Below are 20,310 nucleotides of genomic sequence, written 5' to 3'. Positions count from 1 at the left end.
TTATTTATTCAATGCTTCATGTTCCTTGCTTAACTCCTCATATAACTGTATGGTGTTCCATTTTTCATTATTCTGAGTCAAAACAGCTTTAAGATTGATTCTGACAGCTGACTTTTTCAAAGAAAGCAATAATTGATTTAATTTCGTACCTGCAAGGTCTGAAAACAAAAGCATTTCATCACCAAGTTCAGGCCCCTCATACTTTTCCACAATAGGATCAATATCCTTCTTGCCAACTAAATAACCAATTGGCTGCAGATATTCCTCTTTGTCTACTTTCTTAATTTTAACTCTAAGTGGTAATGCAGCTTTTATGACACCATCATATCGAGTTTTATCTTTAATATTAAACAATAAAATTGTTGGTTTCATTTGCTCATCCCTTTCAAAAGTCTTATGGTATATATTTCATTATACACTAATTATTTTAATTGGAATATTTACTTTCTATAAAATCTTTCCATTGCTTTTTTAAATAGTACTATTTTGACAAAACCATCCATATATTCTTTTGAGATAGTATAACCCATTTTTTTATAAAAATAATGGTTTCTTTCCTTATCTGCAGGTGTCTCTAAAGTCCAAGCAGTGGCACTTGGAAATTGACCTTCTACAAACTTAATGGCTTCTTGTCCAATTCCATTATTTTCATAATCCGGTATTACACAAAGGCCCTTAAGAAAATAATTGCCATCATTATTATCTCTAATAATAATGTCACCTACTATTTGATTATCACAAATTATCTTATATGTTATTTTATTTAGAATAATATCAGTCATACTTTCTTTAGAATGATTATATCCTGGACATTGTCCATATTTGAGAAAATCATCATAAAAGCTCTGGTTTTGCACATCAATTAATTTGTTAACATCATCAATTGTTGCTTTTACAAATTCAATTTTCATCATACAAATTCCTTTCACCTAGTATGAATTTTCTTCATAGTAAATTACTATTTTACACTAATATAATTATACTGGATAATAATATAGCTTACAAATATTAGATTAGCTGTACAAATATAGCCTTCTTTTCAAATATTCTTTAACTTTTTATATTATATTTAATCAAACAAATTGACAATTGTAGACAAGTATGACATATTAAGTGTCAAGAAAACTTAGAAGGTGATAAAATGGATGTTACATTAAAAAAAGCAACTTTAAATGATGCAAATGTGATTAGTAATATATATGCTCTAAGTTGGAAGTCCGCCTACAAAGGTATAGTACCACAAAAATATTTAGATGAATTAAAACTTGATTTTTGGGTATCATCCTTTGAAAATCGTATAAAAAATAATCTAATAACAGCACAAATTATCTATGAAAATGCACTACCAGTAGGATGTGTTGCTTACGGTAAAGCAAGAGATGATAAATTTACTGATTGGGGAGAAATAATTTCTATTTATTTACTCCCAGATTATTTTAGAAAAGGTTATGGACAAAAATTATTACAGACCGCTATAATTGACATGAAAATAGAGGGTTATAAAAATTTTTATTTGTGGGTACTAAAAGAAAATATTAATGCAAGAAATTTTTATGAGTCTAATGGATTTATATGTAATGATGATGAATGTACTTGCCAAATTATGCAAAAACAATTGGTTGATGTGCTATATATTCTAACATCAGACAAGCATACTGAACTAAAATAAATAGAATTTCCATGATTGAAGCCATAAAATTCCAAGTGGAATAAGCTAAATAATAAAAAGGCTCATGTTATTAATTTAAAACACGAGCCTTCATAAAAAGCCTTATTTTAAACCTAACATCATTGAGATGCAATTGGCTAAATCTTGTCCGTACATACCACACATATGAATGCATTGAGCTAAAGCTTGTCCTATCATTTCAACACCTCCTACAAATTATGTTCTAATTATAATCTAAAGTTATGTAGGTGTTATGAAGAAAAGTTAAATTTGTTCACATGTCAAAATCTTCAGACTTGAATCTTATGTTACTTATAAGTTACTGTCAATATGATCAATTAGTGTAGAATAAAACTCCCTCCTATGTTTAAACTAATAACAATGAAAATGATGAAAGGAATAAAATAGATGTTTTTAATAGTGGAAAATTTAAAGAAAAGCTATAAAACAACTGATATAACTACCACTGTTTTGAATGGTGTGGGAATGAATTTAGATAAAGGTGAAATTGGAGTTATACTTGGTCCTTCTGGTTCTGGCAAATCAACTCTTCTCAATATTATAGGTGGAATTGATAAATGTGACTTTGGTACTGTTTTAGTAGATAATCTTGAAATTACTAAACTAAATGATAATGAACTTACGGACTACAGAAGAAAAAATGTAGGTTTTATATTTCAATTTTACAACTTAATACCTAATCTAACTGCAGGAGAAAACATAGAGGTTGTTTCAAATATAAGCAGTTCCCCACTTAATACTGATGAAGTTTTAAAAGCCGTAGGTATGCTTGATAAAAAATATAGATTTCCAAGAGAATTAAGCGGTGGTGAACAGCAAAGAATCTCTATTGCAAGGGCAATAGTTAAAAATCCAAAGCTTTTACTATGCGATGAACCAACTGGTGCCCTTGATTTTTCAACCTCCAGGGACATATTAAAACTTCTTCAGAGAATTAATAAGGATTTTGGTTCAACTATACTTATGATAACACACAATAATGCAATCAGTTCTATGGCAAATAGAGTCTATAGGGTAAGAAGTGGAGAAATCGTAGATAGTGTAGTGAGCAAAGAGATTATTCCTGCAGAAAGGATTGAGTGGTAATGATTATAAATAAAAAAATTAAGAGAACCATGCTGGAAAGTAAATCTCAATACCTTGGTTCCTTGCTGCTTATTATCTTTAGCTGTCTACTTTTTACAATGTTTAATTTGGTTTCTGTAAATTTATCAGTATTATTATCTTCTTTTGAAAGAGACTATAAGCAAGAAGATGCAACCTTTATGACAAGCAAAAAATTAGACAATCCAGAATCCTTAGAAGCAAGGTTTAATATGAGTCTTGAAGAGACAAAGTCCTTTGATTATTCCATATCAGAACATAAAACCTTAAGAATCTTTAGGGAAAATACCAAAGTTAACATACCTGCAATAATTGAAGGCAAAAATTTAAGTAATGGGGGTATCCTTATTGATCCCTCTTATGCAAAAGCTAATAAGTTGAATATTGGCAGCACTATAAAACTATATAATCAGAATTTTACTATTTCTGGTTTTATGTCTATGCCAAATTATATATATCCTCTAAAATCAGAGTCAGATATTATGAATAATCCAAATAGCTTTGGTATTGCAGTAATTGATAAATATGATTTTAATAATATAAACAGAGGAAATAGCTTTTATGCTGTAAGATTTAACGGCGATAGAAGTAATTTAAGCAAAAAAACATCTGAGCTTAAGGATTACCTAAGAAGCAAAAATATTATTATTTTAAGCTGGATGAACGTAACTGATAATCCAAGAGTGACTTATATGACTGCAAAGCTTTCTGGAATTGATAAGATGAGCTCTTCTATGCCTATGAGTATACTAATCCTTACCTGTATTCTAACTGGTATAATAATGCTAAGAATGTTAAAAAGAGAAGCTGCTATTATAGGAACTCTTTATGCACTAGGTTATAGAAAAAGAGAAATTATGAAACATTATCTTATGTATCCTTTAGCTGTCTCATTATTAGGCGGTATACTTGGAACTATACTTGGTATAATAACCTTAAAACCTATGATTTCCTATTATGTATCCTACTTTAATATACCTGTAGGCTCTTTAAGCTTTGATATAAGTTATTTGATAATGAGTATTCTGCTTCCTGTAGTCTTTTTGATTATCTGCAGCTATTTTATAGTAAACAAATCACTTAAAGCTTCACCAGTTGAGCTTATGAGAGGTGGAAGAGAAAAGAATAAGGTTGGCTTTATAGAAAAAAATATAAAACTTGATAAATTAGGTTTTAATACTAAGTTTCAAATAAGAGAATTACTTAGAAGCATACCAAGAAGTATATTTCTTATGCTTGGCATTATTATGGCAACTATGCTGCTTTTAATGGGTTTTACAGCAAAAAGTTCTTTAGATTATCTTATGAAAAATTCCTTTAGTGAAGCCTTTAAATATAACTATCAGTATGTGTTCAATTCTGTCCAAAATGGCAAACCAGAGAAAGGAGAAGCCTTCTCTGAAGTACCTTTTACACTTAAATCAGATAATAATCTAACTTTTACAGTCTATGGAGTAAGTTCTGATTCTAAGTATATTTACTTTAAAAACAAAGCAGGAAATCTACTGAAATCGGATAAAGTTATTATAACAAGACCCCTAGCTGATAAGCTTAACATAAATCCAAAGGAGACTATTAAGACTATTAACAGGCTTGATTCAAAAGAATACAGCATAACTATTGATGATATTGCTGAAACCTATGTAGGCAGCTATATTTATATACCTCTTGATAAGCTTAATGCCATGCTTAAGTTTCCTCCTGGCAGTTATACTGGACTTTGGAGTACAGAAAGATTGTCTATTCCAGAAAACAAACTGCTGGCCTTTGTAACAGTTGATGATATGAGAAATGCCTTTAACACAATGACAAAGCCACTTCAGGCTGTTGTAGGTGGTATAGCTTTTATGTCCTTTATAATTGGACTTATAGTAATATATGTTGTTACTGCTCTTACAATAGAGGAAAATAAAGAAAATATATCTCTTATGAAGGTTCTAGGCTATAGAAATAAAGAGGTTTATTCTCTAATTTTAAACAGTTCTTCTTTTATAGTTGTACTAGGCTATATTATTGGAGTACCGCTGCTTCTTGCCTCTATGCATGCTCTCTTTAAGTCAATGACCAAAGATATGAATGTATCCTTTCCAGTAACTATAAATTACATTTATGTTATAGTTGGCTTTATTATTATATATTTAACTTATAAGCTCTCAAAGTTATTAAGCAGGAAAAAAATAAATAAAATTTCCATGGCTGAAGCTCTAAAATCCCCAATGGAATAAAATGCATAAAATGACATTGATTATTGCAAATTTATTGTATTATTTTGCCCAATTGTGAAACACTGTTAATATTACGAATTAAACAAGGAGGTATTTTTATGCAAAAATATGTATGTGTTGTATGTGGATATATTTATGATCCCGAACAAGGTGATCCTGATAATGGCGTAGCTCCAGGAACATCTTTTGAAGGTATTCCTGAAGATTGGGTATGCCCATTATGTGGTGTAGGTAAAGATCAATTTGAAACTACTGAATAAAAATATTGCAAATTGTTTGAATTGATGATATAATTACGATAAATTAATATGGATCGAATGATTATATCGTGAGATAACATTTGTTAACCGAAGAAGCAATGCTATAGTTCCACAGCTATATCAGAAACTTTCAGGTACCAGGAGCGATATAAGACGAAACTCTGAAGATACTGTTTTAAACAGAACCCATGGTGTAAGATAATTAATTATCGAAGCTCTCAGGTAAAGATACAGAGGACATGTGTGGCAGTTTTGCTCTCATGTCCTTTTTTATTGTTTAAAATTATTAATGCTGCATGAATACACAATATAAAACTAGAGTAGACTAACCAATGAAGCGAAACAAGTTATCCAAATTATTTTGCTTTGTTATTTTAAGATGATTAAACAAATACTAATGTTATAACATCTTAATTCAAGGTAAAAATAATATTAATATTTTACTGCGGTAAGAAATTATCGCAATCTAAAATTTCTAAGGAGGTAATGTAAAAATGAACAAAAGCGAATTAAAAAAGGAGATTGGTCTCGTTCCTGCTCTTGCAATCGTTATCGGTATGGTTATCGGTTCAGGTGTATTCTTTAAACCTAGGGCAGTATTTTCATCAACTGGAGCACCAGGCTTAGGCATGATGGCTTGGATTTTAGGTGGAATTATATCTATAGCAGGCGGACTTACAGCTGCTGAAATATCTGCAGCAATACCTAGAACAGGTGGTATGGTAGCATACTTAGAGGAAACTTATGGAGATGTTTGGGGATATCTTTTAGGTTGGGCTCAAACGGTTATATATTTTCCAGCTAATATAGCTGCACTTGCCATAATATTTTCCACACAGGTTATATCATTATTAGGTTTAAATGACTCAATGTTAAACATAATAGCAATTATAGTTATAATATTTTTAACATGTATGAATTCATTGGGATCAAAAACAGGTGGAGCTATTCAAACTGTAGCTACAGTTTGTAAATTGATACCACTGTTTGCAATTATAGTAGTTGGACTCATGAAAGGTGGTGGTGGTGCAGCAAGATTATTCCCAATGACAGCTGTTAATCACCCTATAGGCACAAGTCTTGGTTCAGCTTTGGTAGCTACAATGTTTGCTTATGATGGTTGGATAAATGTTGGAGCCATATCAGGAGAAATGAAGAATCCAGGTAAAGATTTACCTAAAGCAATTGTTGGTGGATTATCATTAGTTATGGCAGTTTATTTATTAATAAATGTAGCTTATTTATTTGTATTACCAGCAACTGCTCTTGCAGGAACAAAAACACCAGCAGCTGATGTTGCAACTATAATCTTTGGACCAGCAGGCGGTAAGCTTATAACTGTAGGTATATTAATTTCTATATTTGGAGCATTAAATGGATATATATTAACAGGAATGAGAATTCCATATGCAATGGCTGTAGAAAATAAATTACCAGGAAGTGCTTGGCTCGCAAAATTACATCCTACATTTAAAACACCAATAAATTCAGGCATATTATTAACTATTATATCAATACTATTAGTATTTTCAGGTAAGTTTGACCAATTAACAGACCTTTTAATTTTTGTAATATGGATTTTCTATGTTATGACATTCCTTGCAGTGTTTGTACTTAGAAAAAACAAACCAGATCTTCCAAGACCATACAAGGTACCATTATATCCTATAGTACCAGCTATAGCTATCTTGGGAGGAGCTTATATAATATTAAATACTTTATTTACTCAACCAATGAATGCTGGAATAGGTATTGTGCTTACTATAATAGGTTATCCTGTATATTTGTCTAGAAAGAATAAATTTAAAAAATCAGATGATAATATTGATTAACTCAATTTTGGCAATATAAGCATGATGCGGCACAACTTTTTCAGAGGACAGATGACAATTGACAGAGGACAGTGAAGGATGATTTTTCTCCGCTGCGCTGCTAAAAATCTTTAATTAAATTTCTGATGACTCGTTTCGCTAAAGCGAAACATTGCTGACCTATATAAATTTAAAGCTTGTTTTGTGTTAACAAAACAAGCTTTAAAAATAAATTAGTTTTCTGACATAAGGAGGAAAACTCACCTTCATTGTCCTCTGTCCTCTGTCAAATGTCCTCTGAAAAAAGTTGTGTCACAATGTACTTATCATACTATACTTATATAACTCCATGGTATTAAATCTATAAACTCACTTTTTGTTGTTCTTTTATACCTTCCATCAGTATTGCAGGTAATATAAAGCTGTTTTTTAGCTCTTGTCATGGCCACATAAAAGGTTCTCTTTTCTTCTTCCAGGTTATTTGATTTTATTGACATATATGATGGAAATGTATTTTGCTGCGCACCTGATATAAATACAGTTTCATACTCTAACCCTTTTGCCTGGTGAACTGTTATTATTGGTATTCTAGGCTTTTTAGTCCTATTAATAACAAGTGACTCCAGCTCGCCGTTGGAAAGAGAGGTTATTCTGATAATATCCAATAATGAATCTCTGCTGTTTTTATTTTTATTGTCAAGCTCCCTTAAAAGTACATAAAAATCTCTAAGCCTTTCAATCTTTTCCTTGCCTTCATCACCAGTATATAAAGTTTTTAAACTAAAGCCATTTACAATTTTATTTACAATATCATGAGGTCTGCTTCCTTCTGCTTCTTTAAAAAGGTTATTTAACTTGTCAGCTATATTGTTAAATGCCTTTAAATATTTTGACATACAAGCTATTCTCTCCATTGAAGTAGGAACAATATCATCCTTAATGGCTCTTACAAGAATATCCTTCGTAGCCTGTATATCATCCATTGCATCATGACTTGGTTTATTTTCAGTTTCAAATATATGGCTTAAAGTTTCAAGCTTATGGTTTCGCAAATTAGGATGAAATCTTCTGTAAATATCCAGCGTATCATAAAAAGCTTTAAATTTAGGTTCACCCAATCCAGCTCTTTGAAGTTCACTAGTCAATATATTGATATCATACTGAACATTATGCCCAACTATCACTGAATCCTCTGAAAACTTGACAAACTCTTTTAAAACTGTATTTTTATCTTCTCCATTTTTCTTTAAGAATTCATCACTAAAACCATGAACATGCTCTGAATTCTTGACTGATTTATTATTCTTAAGAAATCTTTCAAATTTCTCTGTTACTTGTCCATTTTTATTTACCTTAATAGCTGCAATTTGAATAATCTCATCTTCAGTCACATCAACTCCTGTACTCTCCACATCAAATACTATAATATTGTCTTTTTGAAATTCATCTATAAGCAGTGAATATTTATCTCCGTATTTGAACACATTGTCATCTATAAAATCTGATAAGGATATACCTAACTTTTTATATTTTTCCGATTCAATAGCTTCAAAAGTTTTATCTCCTACACCTGTTGGAAGTCTCTTCACTATTCTCTTTAAACTGATAGAATCATATCTATTTGCAATGAGCTTTAAAAAAGCTATTACATCCTTTATTTCCTGTCTTCTAAAAAATTTAAATTGATCCACTAAAATAAATTCAAAATTTACAGCTTCAGGTTTCATAATACTTTTTAATTGTTCACTTAAATTTATATTATATCTATTATCTCTTGTGAGTACACATATATTATCTGCACTTCCATTTTTTCTTTCTAAATTTATTACCTCATTATATATAAATCTGGCCTCTTCTCTTAAATTATCTGCTATCTTTAATGAAATCTTATCTCCAGCATCCTTTGATTCGCACTGAATACCTTCTTTATATGTATCCTTCATATCTATTGGAAAGGCATTTTCAAGATATTTTAGTGAAGCTTCTGTTAAATTTTTTGTAGCTCTGTAATTTATAGTGAATATGATTTCTTTTGGATCATAATTTTCCTTAAAGCTTTTAAATATCCTATTAGGCTCGGAACCTCTCCAACCATAAATTGTCTGAAATTTATCTCCACATATTAGAACGTTATTTCCTTTGAACAATTTTTCTATTATGGAATACTCCAACGTGCTTGTATCTTGAACTTCATCTATATTTATGTATTTGTATCTATTTATATAGGAATTAACTACTTCCGGGTTATTAAATAATTCCTTAGCTTTAATTATTAAATCTGCAAAATCAAGACCATGATTATGGTAAAGTAAGGAATTATAAGAATTAACAAAAATACTTCCTTTATCTCTTAAGATTTCTTTTAATCTATAATTCAAATTACCTTTTTCAGTACATATTTGATTTATCTTATCCTCATTTGTTTTAAAAACAGCACTAACAGCCCTACTGCAATCTTCCATAATATCATCACTATAAATATTATTTTTTGCAATGGTCAATTTTACAGTGTCAATAAACTTTTGCAATGTTGAAACTGAAAAATCAAAATAATTACAGTATTTTACAAGCTCTCTACAATCTTCCTCATCAAAAATTGTAAAGTCAGTAAACACATCTGTTCCTTTTTTAGCTTCCTGCTTAATTACATCAAAGCAAAAGCTGTGGAATGTTTTTACTGTAATGTCTTTTGCTGAAGCACCTACTATGCCTTCAATTCTCTCTCTAATTTCCTTACAGGCTTTATTTGTAAAAGTAATACACAATATTTGTGAAGGCTCAGCCTTCCCCTTGTCAATTATATTTGCAACTCTTTTGGACAAAGTTTCTGTTTTGCCAGTACCTGCTGATGCAAGTAATATAACATTTTTTTCAAGTTCATTTATCAACAGCTCCTGCTGCTCATTCATACTCATAGCTTTATCCCCCCCAATTTCTTTACAAGTACTATGTTACTATTTATTTGCTGTTTTTTCTAGATATCCTGTCTAATATTATAATTCACTTAACTTTCACAGTTTAAGCACATTTCAACACAGCTTTTAGGTGAAGTCCTCATTGAATATATGGGTACATTTAAAGTTAAAATCAAAACTTCCACTGAACTCTTATATTACATAATTTTACATCTATATATAATTTATCAATTAAAGTAAGTTATATGATATAATTAATTGTATCGTATTTACTTTAATTGATATCAAAAGGAGTGGCATAATTGAAAATAAATACTAAATTACCATATAGCATATTAATTATATTTTTTATTATTCTTTCACCTACTTTTGTACAAGCATCTGAAACCAAAAACATAATTGAACATTATAGTTATAGTACTGAAGTGAATGATATAAATAAAAAATATTACAATGAAAGTATTATTGCCAAAAATAAAAAACCTTTTAAACTTCATAATAAACAACAGATAAATAAAACACTATTTTCATATAATAATAACAATTGTAATACTATAGAACAATTAGAAGAATTGACTAAAGACAATATACTTAATAAAAACACAAATTTTTTAATACATTATACAGGAAACCTTTCAGATTTATCAGGTTTACCAAATAAAGTAATGACTTATGTTATTGCATATGATAATTATGCAGGGTATTCTGTTAACACATGTGATACACATTCTTACGGATATGACAAGAATATAGATATAAGTTTCACTGTAACTTATCTATTAACACGTGATGAAGAAAATTGGGTAGATAATAAAGTTGATTCTATACTTCAAAATATAATAAGAGATTCTATGACGCAGGATCAAAAAGAGAAGGCTATACATGATTACATAATTTCAAATGTTACTTATGATGAAACTGCTAAAAAAAACAATCCTTATGATGCCTTACATGATGGAAGCACAATGTGCGAAGGTTATGCGCTTTTAGCATGTAAAATGTTAAATAAAGCAGGCATAGAAAATTTACTTATTTTGGGTAAGGTAGACAATAGCACCATCAACAACCATATATGGAACTTAGTAAATATAAATGGAAACTGGTATCATTTAGATTGTACATGGGATGACCCAGTACCAGATATCCCCAATCAAGTATGTTATGATTACTATAATTTAACAGATGATCAATTAGCAAAGGATCATGATTGGGAAATGTTAAAGTACCCCTTCGCTAATACAAAATACAATTTAAGTATTACTAATATTCCTATTAAAGCTGTAGAATTAGACAAGCATAACATAACCTTGAAAATAGGAGAAACTACTCCACTCGCTGCTACTGTCTTACCAAGTAATGCTTCTAACAATTCTATAAAGTGGAACTTCAATGCAGAAGGAGTAATTTATTTTGATGGAAAAACTATAAAAGGCGTAAAACCTGGTACAGTTTATATAAATGCAGTATCTGATGATGGAAATTTTAAAGATACTTGTGTTGTGACAGTAACTAATGAAATTGCAGACCCAGCAGATATTAATGATTCAACACAATTACAAGAAAGAACTAATGTAGATAAAGATAAGTCCTGGAAAATAAAGTTTAATAAAAATATATCTACTTCTTCATTAAACAAAGATAATGTATATGTATTAGATGAATTTAATAATAAAGTAGATATTAATTTAAAGTTTGATGTAAATAAAGATACTTTAATAGTTGAACCTTTAAAAAATTATGATTCAGGCAAAACTTATTATCTAGTTATAAACAAAAAAATTTCTTCTGATTCAGGGAAAAAAATGAGTAAAACTGGTATAATGAAATTTTCAATTAAATAAAAAGATAAGTAATTTAAAGAACGTAAATGGATTTGAATTTCATACAAATCTACTTACGTTCTCATATATTTTACATTCTTTAAAATGGCAATTCGTTAGTACAACATTTTTTTGACTTCTCTAATTTCTATCTTTAAAAATTAGTACTTAATAAATGCAGGGAAAGCATTTATTTATTTGATCAAATATATTATTTGAAATAACTCCTGTTCCGCCTATAACAGTTATATCTGACATTCTATTTATATTATCACGTGTAAACTTTATTGCATTAGTTGTTGATGAAGCACCATCACTATCTAATAATATCAATGGTGACTTATTCTTTCCCGCTAATACAGATGCCACTAATGCATCTGCATATCCATCGTCACTACTTGCATTTACAATATACATATTATTAAAATTCAATGATGAACTAAATTTTGATAATACCTTTAAATTAGTATCAAATCTATCAGCTCCTCCATTAACTCTTAAGGTGCCATTAACTGCATTGAATATTTCATCATTTATTACCTCTTCTGTTCCAACAACTGTAACTTTTGAGTTATTTGATTTTACAAAATTAATTGTTGACTTCATATAATTTATATCATTGTTAGCTAACAAAAGAATTTGTTCTTCACTTGAAGCTATTGGTGCTGTAGACAAAGCATCTGAAAATCCTTCGCCACTAGCCATTATAATATTGGTCGGGTCTACTCCTAATCTAATTAATTCCTTATCAACAGATATATTTGTTTCATACCTATTTGATCCACCTAATTCTATTAGTGTATATTTAGATTTTAAACAATCTCTTACATTCTGTGAAATGGAAGCATTTCCACCTATTATATATATTTTTTTTGCTTCCAATTCGGCTAGGGCTTCTTTAGTATTTGCATCTAATGCATTACTTGGTGTTAATAATATAGGAGCATCTAATTTTTTAGCTAATACAGAAGCACTTACCGCATCCGCATATCCTTCCCCAGACACTAATACAACATTATCTGAATTTCTCCAATTTGTTGTAGCAATTTGTGCTGCTGTAATATATCTATCAGCACCACTTATTCTTGTTACTCTTCCTGCTTCTGCCTTAGCTGGATTATCTAATAAAATTGTAGTTAAAAATAATGATATAATCTCCATACATATAAAATATTTAAAAACTTTTCTAAACATTTATATATATCACTCCAATCTATATTTTGCATATAATTTTATTTACCAATTCCGCCCCATTCTACAACAGTAAATCCATTACGTTTAAATTGTTTTATTTCAGGCTTTTTAATTTCTAAATTCTCATTATCCTTAAGAGGTACAAAGTAAAAATAAGCTCTTAAAATTGAATCTGGTTCTTTAGATAAATTTAACTTTATTGCTTCACTTATTTCTTTAGGATCAAGGTAATAAACCGCATACCTACTGCTTTTCCAGTTCAATTCTTTTGACCAGTATTCAATAAAATCTGATTTCTCCTTTGAATTTAAACCTATGGAAGTAAGTATACTATTCATTTCTTCATTAAAGCTGCTTTTATTTACAATCCAGCCCTTATCCAAAGTAAATTTATAATTAATTAAAGCTTCATAGAATAAGAAATTATAAGTATTATCAATCTTTCCACTTGGGTCAACTGTTACCTTCCATCCTCCATTGTATTCTGGAATTGATTTAGTTATCCTCCCCTTAGGAGTAACTTGTACTGACAATTCTTCTGTTTTTTGTGGATACAAATATATATTAGGTTTTTTGACTGGAATCTCATTAATATGACACTGAGGTAGCGCATTTTTTAAAGCTTGTATATCCACATCACTTATTGGATTACTAAGCAAAATAAGCTCTCGTAAGTTAGCTAAATTTTCAAATACGCTTATATCACTTATTTCATTGTAACTTAAATCAATCATTTGTAAATTACTCAATCCCTTTAATGCACTTATATCGCTTATTTTATTATAATATAAATTAAGTGCTTTTAAATTCGTCAACTTATTAAGTTCACCTATATTGCTAATTTGATTATTAGATAAATTAAGATCATTTAAATTATTTAATTCTTTTAATGTATTTGCTGTATCACTTATTTGATTGCTGCTTAAATCAAGTGTTTGTAAATTACTTAATCCCTTTAATCTATTTATATTACTAATTTTATTGCTATTTAGCTTAAGCATTTTTAAACTAGTTAATTTATTCAATTCATCTATATTACTAATTTCATTAGTAGATAAATTAAGGTCATTTAAACTAGTTAATTCCTTTAATACATTTACTATACTGCTTATATCACTTATTTGGTTGCCGCTTAAATCAAGTGTTTTTAAATTATTCAACCCTTTTAAAGCATTTAAATCCTTTATTTTTGTATATCCTAAATTAAGTGTTTGCAAGTTTGTTAAATTTTTCAATGCACTTATATCACTTATTTCATTATAATTTGCTTCTGGATCAGGTGTTTCAAAGTCATGATATGGGATATACCCTAAATTAAGTTCCTGTAAATTAGTTAATTTACTTAGTACACTTATATCTCTCACTTTGTTATTACCTAAATTAAGCTTTTTCAAATTAGTCAAGTTTTTTAATGCGCTTATATCACTTATTTTATTGTAACTTAAATCAATAGATTGCAACTTAACCAAATTTTTTAATTCACTTATATCATTAATTTCACTTTCACGTAAATTAAGTTGTTTCAAATTAGTTAAATTTTCTATTCCACTAAAATCTTTTATTTTGTTATTTGCCATATATAGTTCAGTTATATAATCAACATCACTTTGATAAATATCCCCACTTGGCTTTTCTATTTCATCTCTTATTTCCTGCTCTAAGCTTTTATCCTTGAAAGTTACTATACCTCCACTATTAGGCTTTCTTTTAACATTAAAATTTAAACAGCAGCCATCATTTAATGTCTTTCCATTAATAGAATGTACTTTGTTTGCAACATGTAATGTGTAACTTTTTCCTCCTCCATATCCATACTCTGGAGCTGTTACTATAACAGATTTGCCATCTTGTCCTAATTTTAGACTAACATCTACTGCATTACCTCTTTCATCAATTACGAATATGTCTTGCCTAGTTAAATCATCCAATTGAATTTCATTATTAAACTTTATTGTCCATGTCTTATTAGCATCTACCGTTTGATTATCTGTAAAGTTTACTGCTTTAACATTAGACGAACATAGTAAGAAAATACTAAAAAGTGTTCCAATTATAAATTTATTTTTCATTTCCATCCCCCATTTATTTCCTTTAAATATAATTATAACCCTTTTTACTATGCTAATCCATAACCATAACCAATCTACAAATCTAAACTAAACAACTTTATTGTTATTCTTTGCTTAATGTTTTTTCTGAGTTTCTTTATTGCATATATTAATTTTCAAATTTACTGTTTATAATAATCAACTTAAAATCAGAATTTAACACCACAAACAAACTACATAAAATTCTCATATAACTTAATAGTCTACGATTTCATATGCTATATACTCTTTATCAAAATGATATCCTAGTTTTTCAGCTAAAGCCACAGATCCCTTGTTTTGTGCATCCCAACTTGGATATAACCCTTTGTTCAAACACTCCAAAATCAATTTGGCTCCGCAAGCTAATGCCAAACCTTTTCTTCGATAATCTTTCCTAGTATCAATTTCTATCTCTATTCCTTCGTTGTACACAATATACGAAGATGCTCCCGAAACAACGATTCCATCTTCTAATACTACAGCTCCAATGCCTCGTTTTTTATAATCCTCGTAATCATTAAACTGTGAGCATAAATCCTGCGACCATGTATTCTTAATAACCTGATTAAAAATATCTTTATCTATCATCTTAATGTTAAATGTTTTCTTTATATCTTGTACCACTTTTTTTAATTTCACAATATCGAATATATTCCGTTCTTTCTTAATGGCATAGCGATATACTTTTGTGGCACTTTCTTTATATGTTTGCTCAATTAGCTCATTCCACTCATTATTTTGTGGAATCATAATTATAAAATTTGATTTACAATCATCTGGCTTATTCCACACAAGCTCTTTATTTGCCTTACCTGCAAAAAAACAAAAGTCGCCTATCACTATCTGAGCTGATTTAGGATTAGTAATATCATCTGCATATGCTCTTCCCATACAGCCTTGCATACATGACCAAATTAATGTCTCCTGCCAACCTTGAAATAATTTTTCTAAACATTTTGTATCACTAATCTCATAAACACTCATATTAATTTTCTCCATTTCATCTTATATAAATGATTTGTAATTCTTATATCGATAAATTATTATTTCTCTATGTATTATTTTTATGATCATATTGAATTAACGAACATAGTTCAGGATGACAAAATTTTTCCAAGTTCAATTGCTTTTGATGATTAATTGGCGAATTCTCACCACAGGGACTTATTATGTCCTCAGGCTGCAGTTTGTACCATCAAATGCTAAAGTTGAAAATGTAAAGACAATGGTGGCAGCTGCTCTTGAAGGTTAATTTATCTAAATTAAAAAATCCGACATTATTTGCATAATGTCGGATTAAAATCTACTGTTTGATAATCAGTGAAATCAGATGCTCGTACACTAGGTGAAAATAATAGAAAAATACTAAAAAAAGTTGCCCTAATAAACTTATTTTTCAATTTATATATCCTCCATTATTAATGATTATACTTATTATACCTTTTTTGTAAACATTAATCCATTACGTATATTTAAGCACAAAAATTATTAACAATGTATTATCCCATTTTCAACAAATTTACTATTTATTATTTTTGAACTATTTAGTTACTAACAGGAGACCAATTATACATAAAGCCATTCCAAAAATTTGATGTAATGAAATATTCTCTTTATATACAAAAACACCAACAATTAATAAAACACAGGCTAAACTTATATTCGCTACAAGCGAACCTGTGCTAATATTCCAACCAACTCTGTAAATGTAAATATACCCAAATTCAAGTCCCACGATTGAAAAACCCAAAGCTGCAGCAGTCCAATTTGCTTTTTGAATTTCAGTGATTACATTTTTGTTCTCACTTGTAATAAAAAATAATATTATAGATAATACAGCTGCAGTAAAATAGGTTATAGAAAGCGATGCTAAAGGATGTACTTCAGCAGGTATTAATTTGGCACTGATATTATATAGAGTATTTGCTATTACAACAATGATAATAGGCCAAAATAAATTAATCATATATACCTCCTTGTAAAAAAAATACCGCAAACAAAAAACCTTTGTTTGCGGTAGGTGTTCACCCGAACTACTTATATTTTAATTTAACTTAGCATATTTTCTTAAACCTGTAAAATTTATCATACTATATTATGCCATGAATAATTCTATATCCTTGTCTACTTCTCCTATTCCAGCTATTCCAAAGTTTTCTACCAGAATCTTTGCTACATTTGGTGATAAAAATCCTGGAAGTGTTGGTCCAAGGTGTATATTTTTAACACCTAAATAAAGTAGAGCTAATAAAACAATAACAGCTTTTTGCTCATACCATGCTATATTATAGGCTATAGGCAGCTTATTTACATCATCAAGTCCAAATACTTCTTTAAGTTTAAGCGCTATTAATGCTAAAGAATATGAATCATTACATTGCCCTGCATCAAGCACTCTTGGAATACCTCCAATATCTCCAAGTGAAAGCTTGTTGTATCTATATTTTGCGCAGCCAGCAGTAAGTATTACTGTATCCTTTGGAAGTTTTTTAGCAAACTCAGTGTAGTATTCTCTTGATTTCATTCTTCCATCACAGCCTGCCATAACAAAAAATTTCTTTATAGCTCCAGATTTAACCGCATCAACAACTTTATCTGCCAGAGCAAAAACCTGCTCATGAGCAAATCCACCAATAATACTGCCTGATTCAATTTCTGTAGGCGTCTTACACTTCTTGGCCATTTCAATAACTGCTGAAAAATCTTTTTTTCCATTTTCATCTGCTTCTATATGAGTACATCCTGGATACCCTGCTGCTCCAGAAGTAAATATTCTTCCTCTGACCCCTTCATTTCTAGGAGGTACAATACAGTTTGTTGTAAATAAAATTGGACCATTAAAACTTTCAAATTCTTCAATCTGTTTCCACCATGAGCTTCCATAGTTCCCAACGAAGTTATCGTATTTTTTAAATGCAGGATAATAATGAGCTGGAAGCATTTCACTATGTGTATATACGTCAACCCCTGTTCCTTTTGTTTGTTCAAGCAGTTGTTCAAGGTCAGTCAAATCATGTCCTGAAATTAATATAGCAGGGTTGTCCCTAACGCCAATATTAACCTTTGTAATTTCAGGGTTTCCATATTTTGATGTATTGCCTTTATCAAGAAGAGCCATTGCAGTAACACCAAATTGTCCTGTTTTCAAAGTTAATGCAACAAGCTCATCAGCTGATAATTTATCATTTAATGTTGCTGCTAAAGCTTCATAAATAAATGCATATATGTTCGTATCTTCTTCTCCTAGATTAAGAGCATGATGTGTATATGCAGCCATACCTTTAACTCCGTATATAATTAGCTCTCTTAATGACCTTATATCTTCGTTTTCAGTTGATAAAACACCAATTTTTTCTGCTTTATCAATCATAGAAGCTTTATTTTCCACACAAAATAAAGCAGCATCACTTAGTTCAACATTACAAACCTGATTTTTTAAGGAATTTCTTATAGATAATATTTTGCTAATTTGTTTTTCAAACGCAGAAGCATCAAAATTAGCATTTGTTATTGTCATGAAAAGACTTTTCAATACTTCATGGTTAACTTCAATTAAAGATTTCACATCAAGATTTCCCTTTACTACAATCTCTGAAATGCCTTTTAGAGAATAAATTAATAAATCTTGAAGCTTGGCAAGTTCATCACTTTTACCACATACACCTTTAATTGTACAACCTGTTCCTTTTGCAGTTTCTTGACATTGATAACAAAACATACTCAATATAACCCCTCCTCTAAGCTGAATATTTTAAATTTTTGGAATACTATCAGGAATAATTACATTATATTATATTTATTTACATATGTACATATATTTCCATAAATTTTTCAAAGAATTATAGGTTAATAAAAATAAAGCAACTGCATAATGTGAAAAATTGACACTTTTTAATAGATGTACAATAAAAAAGCAGCCTTATTATAGGCTGTTTTCTGAAATTCTAATTTTATGTGTTGCACCAAAATCAAGATCAATTTTATAATAAATATAACCACCAGAAATGTTTATATTATATTTTAAGTAAGTTATCTTCCCTTAATAATTTAAACAATGTTGGATCAAAATTAAACTGTTTAATTAAATCTTTAACCTCATCTAAAGCTTTATCTCTCTTCTCCTCAGACACATTCCCTTTCACTGCTCTAATCAATATATTTTTAGGGGAATGAGCTATGTCTATAAACTCTAAAAGCTGAGTTTTATAACCCAAGCATTCCAATAAATTGGCTCTAACAGCATCAGTCATAAGTGCTGCCACCCTCTCCTGTACTATGCCATACCTTGTAAGTATAGATAATGTTTCTGCTTTCATTTGGCTATTGAGCTCATGTTGACAGCAAGGAACAGAAAAAATCATCTTAGTATTCCACTTTATAGCATTGTACAGAGCATAATCCGTTGCTGTATCACAAGCATGTAATGTAATTACCATATCAACCTTGTTATTATACTTGAATCCATTTATGTCCCCAATTTCAAAGTGTAAATTTTCATAGTTATATTTTTTAGCTATTTCATTACACTTTTTAATAACATCCTCTTTAAGATCCAATCCTATAATATTTACATTTATTTTTTTAATTTCAACAAAATAGTAATATAGTGTAAAGGTTAAATAGGATTTTCCACATCCAAAGTCCAATATTGTAAGTTCTTTAAAATCACTTTTCTTAATTTCATCATCAATAATTTCTATAAATCTATTTATTTGTTTATACTTATCATATTTTGAATTAACAATTTTACCTTCCTTTGTGAAAATTCCTAAATCAATAAAAGGTTCTATAAGCATACCCTCTTTTAGAATATAATTTTTCTCTTTGTTATGACTTTTGTTTAATGCTTTTGTATTTTCCCCTTTCTTTTTACCTAAAAATACTTTACCCTTCTTAGATATTTTCAAATCAAAGGTATGCATGCTGGACCAGGCAGAAAGCTGTCTATAATTATCTTGTACACACTCTGCCAATTTTTCTTCTAACATATTCATATCAATGTTTTCATGAAAAACCTGCTTATCAGTAAACTTTTCTATTTGATAATATTTTTTTCCCTTGTTTTCTTTTAAGGCAAAAGTTATTTTATTGTATTTAACATCTTTATTAATTTTATTGCTAATAACTATCTTTATAATCTCTTCTTCTATTATTTCGTTAATCGCTTTTTTTAAATCATTCATATCTTTCACTCACTTTTT

Annotated in this window: 15 protein-coding genes and 1 riboswitch; of the genes, 6 read left to right on the top strand and 9 right to left on the bottom strand. The window is 29.4% G+C overall.

The window, feature by feature from the left end; genetic code table 11:
- Positions 1-372, bottom strand: a complete 372-nt coding sequence (locus Ccar_RS03310) for a DUF3783 domain-containing protein (protein ID WP_007059517.1) — start codon at positions 370-372, stop codon at positions 1-3.
- 68 nt (positions 373-440) lie between these two features.
- Positions 441-914 (bottom strand): GNAT family N-acetyltransferase, encoded by a 474-nt coding sequence (locus Ccar_RS03305; protein WP_007059518.1) that lies wholly within the window; start codon positions 912-914, stop codon positions 441-443.
- 227 nt (positions 915-1,141) lie between these two features.
- Here Ccar_RS03305 and Ccar_RS03300 point away from each other — a divergent pair, with 227 nt between their 5' ends.
- The 5 genes from Ccar_RS03300 to Ccar_RS03280 all read left to right on the top strand — a co-directional run bounded on the left by Ccar_RS03300 (position 1,142) and on the right by Ccar_RS03280 (position 7,111).
- Complete coding sequence (locus tag Ccar_RS03300) at positions 1,142-1,669, top strand: GNAT family N-acetyltransferase (protein ID WP_007059519.1); 528 nt, start codon at positions 1,142-1,144, stop codon at positions 1,667-1,669.
- A gap of 408 nt (positions 1,670-2,077) precedes the next feature.
- Positions 2,078-2,776, top strand: a complete 699-nt coding sequence (locus tag Ccar_RS03295; protein ID WP_007059521.1) for an ABC transporter ATP-binding protein — start codon at positions 2,078-2,080, stop codon at positions 2,774-2,776.
- The gene (locus Ccar_RS03290; RefSeq protein WP_007059522.1) at positions 2,776-5,019 is read left to right on the top strand and encodes an ABC transporter permease; all 2,244 of its coding nucleotides are present in this window, start codon (positions 2,776-2,778) and stop codon (positions 5,017-5,019) included. Before Ccar_RS03295 ends, Ccar_RS03290 begins: the two co-directional genes overlap by 1 nt.
- A 98-nt stretch (positions 5,020-5,117) precedes the next feature.
- On the top strand, positions 5,118-5,279 hold the full coding sequence (gene rd / locus Ccar_RS03285) for a rubredoxin (protein WP_007059523.1): 162 nt from the start codon (positions 5,118-5,120) through the stop codon (positions 5,277-5,279).
- 57 nt (positions 5,280-5,336) lie between these two features.
- A riboswitch (glycine riboswitch) is annotated at positions 5,337-5,435 on the top strand.
- Between the two features lie 338 nt (positions 5,436-5,773).
- Positions 5,774-7,111: an APC family permease gene (locus Ccar_RS03280; RefSeq protein ID WP_007059524.1), complete on the top strand. Its 1,338-nt coding sequence runs from the start codon at positions 5,774-5,776 to the stop codon at positions 7,109-7,111.
- A gap of 305 nt (positions 7,112-7,416) precedes the next feature.
- Here Ccar_RS03280 and Ccar_RS03275 read toward each other — a convergent pair whose 3' ends face one another.
- A complete protein-coding gene (locus Ccar_RS03275) occupies positions 7,417-10,005 on the bottom strand; it encodes a 3'-5' exonuclease (protein ID WP_007058886.1) in 2,589 nt (862 codons plus the stop codon).
- 302 nt (positions 10,006-10,307) lie between these two features.
- On the opposite strand from Ccar_RS03275, the gene Ccar_RS03270 reads away from it, so the two are divergent.
- Positions 10,308-11,846 (top strand): transglutaminase domain-containing protein, encoded by a 1,539-nt coding sequence (locus Ccar_RS03270; RefSeq protein ID WP_007058887.1) that lies wholly within the window; start codon positions 10,308-10,310, stop codon positions 11,844-11,846.
- 147 nt (positions 11,847-11,993) lie between these two features.
- Here Ccar_RS03270 and Ccar_RS03265 read toward each other — a convergent pair whose 3' ends face one another.
- The 6 genes from Ccar_RS03265 to Ccar_RS03240 all read right to left on the bottom strand — a co-directional run bounded on the left by Ccar_RS03265 (position 11,994) and on the right by Ccar_RS03240 (position 20,292).
- Positions 11,994-13,019, bottom strand: coding sequence for a cell wall-binding repeat-containing protein (locus tag Ccar_RS03265; RefSeq protein ID WP_007058888.1), 1,026 nt, complete (start codon positions 13,017-13,019; stop codon positions 11,994-11,996).
- 38 nt (positions 13,020-13,057) lie between these two features.
- Positions 13,058-15,088: a leucine-rich repeat domain-containing protein gene (locus tag Ccar_RS25985; RefSeq protein WP_007058889.1), complete on the bottom strand. Its 2,031-nt coding sequence runs from the start codon at positions 15,086-15,088 to the stop codon at positions 13,058-13,060.
- 234 nt (positions 15,089-15,322) lie between these two features.
- Positions 15,323-16,093: a GNAT family N-acetyltransferase gene (locus Ccar_RS03255; protein ID WP_007058890.1), complete on the bottom strand. Its 771-nt coding sequence runs from the start codon at positions 16,091-16,093 to the stop codon at positions 15,323-15,325.
- A gap of 556 nt (positions 16,094-16,649) precedes the next feature.
- Positions 16,650-17,075, bottom strand: coding sequence for an EamA family transporter (locus Ccar_RS03250; protein WP_007058891.1), 426 nt, complete (start codon positions 17,073-17,075; stop codon positions 16,650-16,652).
- A 129-nt stretch (positions 17,076-17,204) separates the two neighbouring features.
- Positions 17,205-18,833, bottom strand: a complete 1,629-nt coding sequence (hcp, locus tag Ccar_RS03245) for a hydroxylamine reductase (protein ID WP_007058892.1) — start codon at positions 18,831-18,833, stop codon at positions 17,205-17,207.
- A 289-nt stretch (positions 18,834-19,122) separates the two neighbouring features.
- On the bottom strand, positions 19,123-20,292 hold the full coding sequence (locus Ccar_RS03240; RefSeq protein WP_007058893.1) for a class I SAM-dependent methyltransferase: 1,170 nt from the start codon (positions 20,290-20,292) through the stop codon (positions 19,123-19,125).
- Between the last annotated feature and the right edge of the window lie 18 nt (positions 20,293-20,310).

The organism is Clostridium carboxidivorans P7, from assembly GCF_001038625.1.
Taxonomy (GTDB): Bacteria; Bacillota; Clostridia; order Clostridiales; family Clostridiaceae; genus Clostridium_AM; species Clostridium_AM carboxidivorans.
The sequence above is the reverse complement of the archived record's forward strand: the minus strand, read 5'-3'. Positions and strand labels throughout refer to the sequence as shown.

What these genes read in the sequence shown, in the direction of transcription:
- Ccar_RS03305 (WP_007059518.1), bottom strand. Translation starts at nt 914, where the DNA reads ATGATGAAAATTGAATTTGTAAAAGCAACAATTGATGATGTTAACAAA.
- Ccar_RS03280 (WP_007059524.1), top strand. Translation starts at nt 5,774, where the DNA reads ATGAACAAAAGCGAATTAAAAAAGGAGATTGGTCTCGTTCCTGCTCTT.
- Ccar_RS03310 (WP_007059517.1), bottom strand. Translation starts at nt 372, where the DNA reads ATGAAACCAACAATTTTATTGTTTAATATTAAAGATAAAACTCGATAT.
- Ccar_RS03300 (WP_007059519.1), top strand. Translation starts at nt 1,142, where the DNA reads ATGGATGTTACATTAAAAAAAGCAACTTTAAATGATGCAAATGTGATT.
- Ccar_RS03290 (WP_007059522.1), top strand. Translation starts at nt 2,776, where the DNA reads ATGATTATAAATAAAAAAATTAAGAGAACCATGCTGGAAAGTAAATCT.
- Ccar_RS03250 (WP_007058891.1), bottom strand. Translation starts at nt 17,075, where the DNA reads ATGATTAATTTATTTTGGCCTATTATCATTGTTGTAATAGCAAATACT.
- Ccar_RS03265 (WP_007058888.1), bottom strand. Translation starts at nt 13,019, where the DNA reads ATGTTTAGAAAAGTTTTTAAATATTTTATATGTATGGAGATTATATCA.
- Ccar_RS25985 (WP_007058889.1), bottom strand. Translation starts at nt 15,088, where the DNA reads ATGAAAAATAAATTTATAATTGGAACACTTTTTAGTATTTTCTTACTA.
- Ccar_RS03275 (WP_007058886.1), bottom strand. Translation starts at nt 10,005, where the DNA reads ATGAGTATGAATGAGCAGCAGGAGCTGTTGATAAATGAACTTGAAAAA.
- rd (WP_007059523.1), top strand. Translation starts at nt 5,118, where the DNA reads ATGCAAAAATATGTATGTGTTGTATGTGGATATATTTATGATCCCGAA.
- Ccar_RS03240 (WP_007058893.1), bottom strand. Translation starts at nt 20,292, where the DNA reads ATGAATGATTTAAAAAAAGCGATTAACGAAATAATAGAAGAAGAGATT.
- Ccar_RS03255 (WP_007058890.1), bottom strand. Translation starts at nt 16,093, where the DNA reads ATGAGTGTTTATGAGATTAGTGATACAAAATGTTTAGAAAAATTATTT.
- Ccar_RS03295 (WP_007059521.1), top strand. Translation starts at nt 2,078, where the DNA reads ATGTTTTTAATAGTGGAAAATTTAAAGAAAAGCTATAAAACAACTGAT.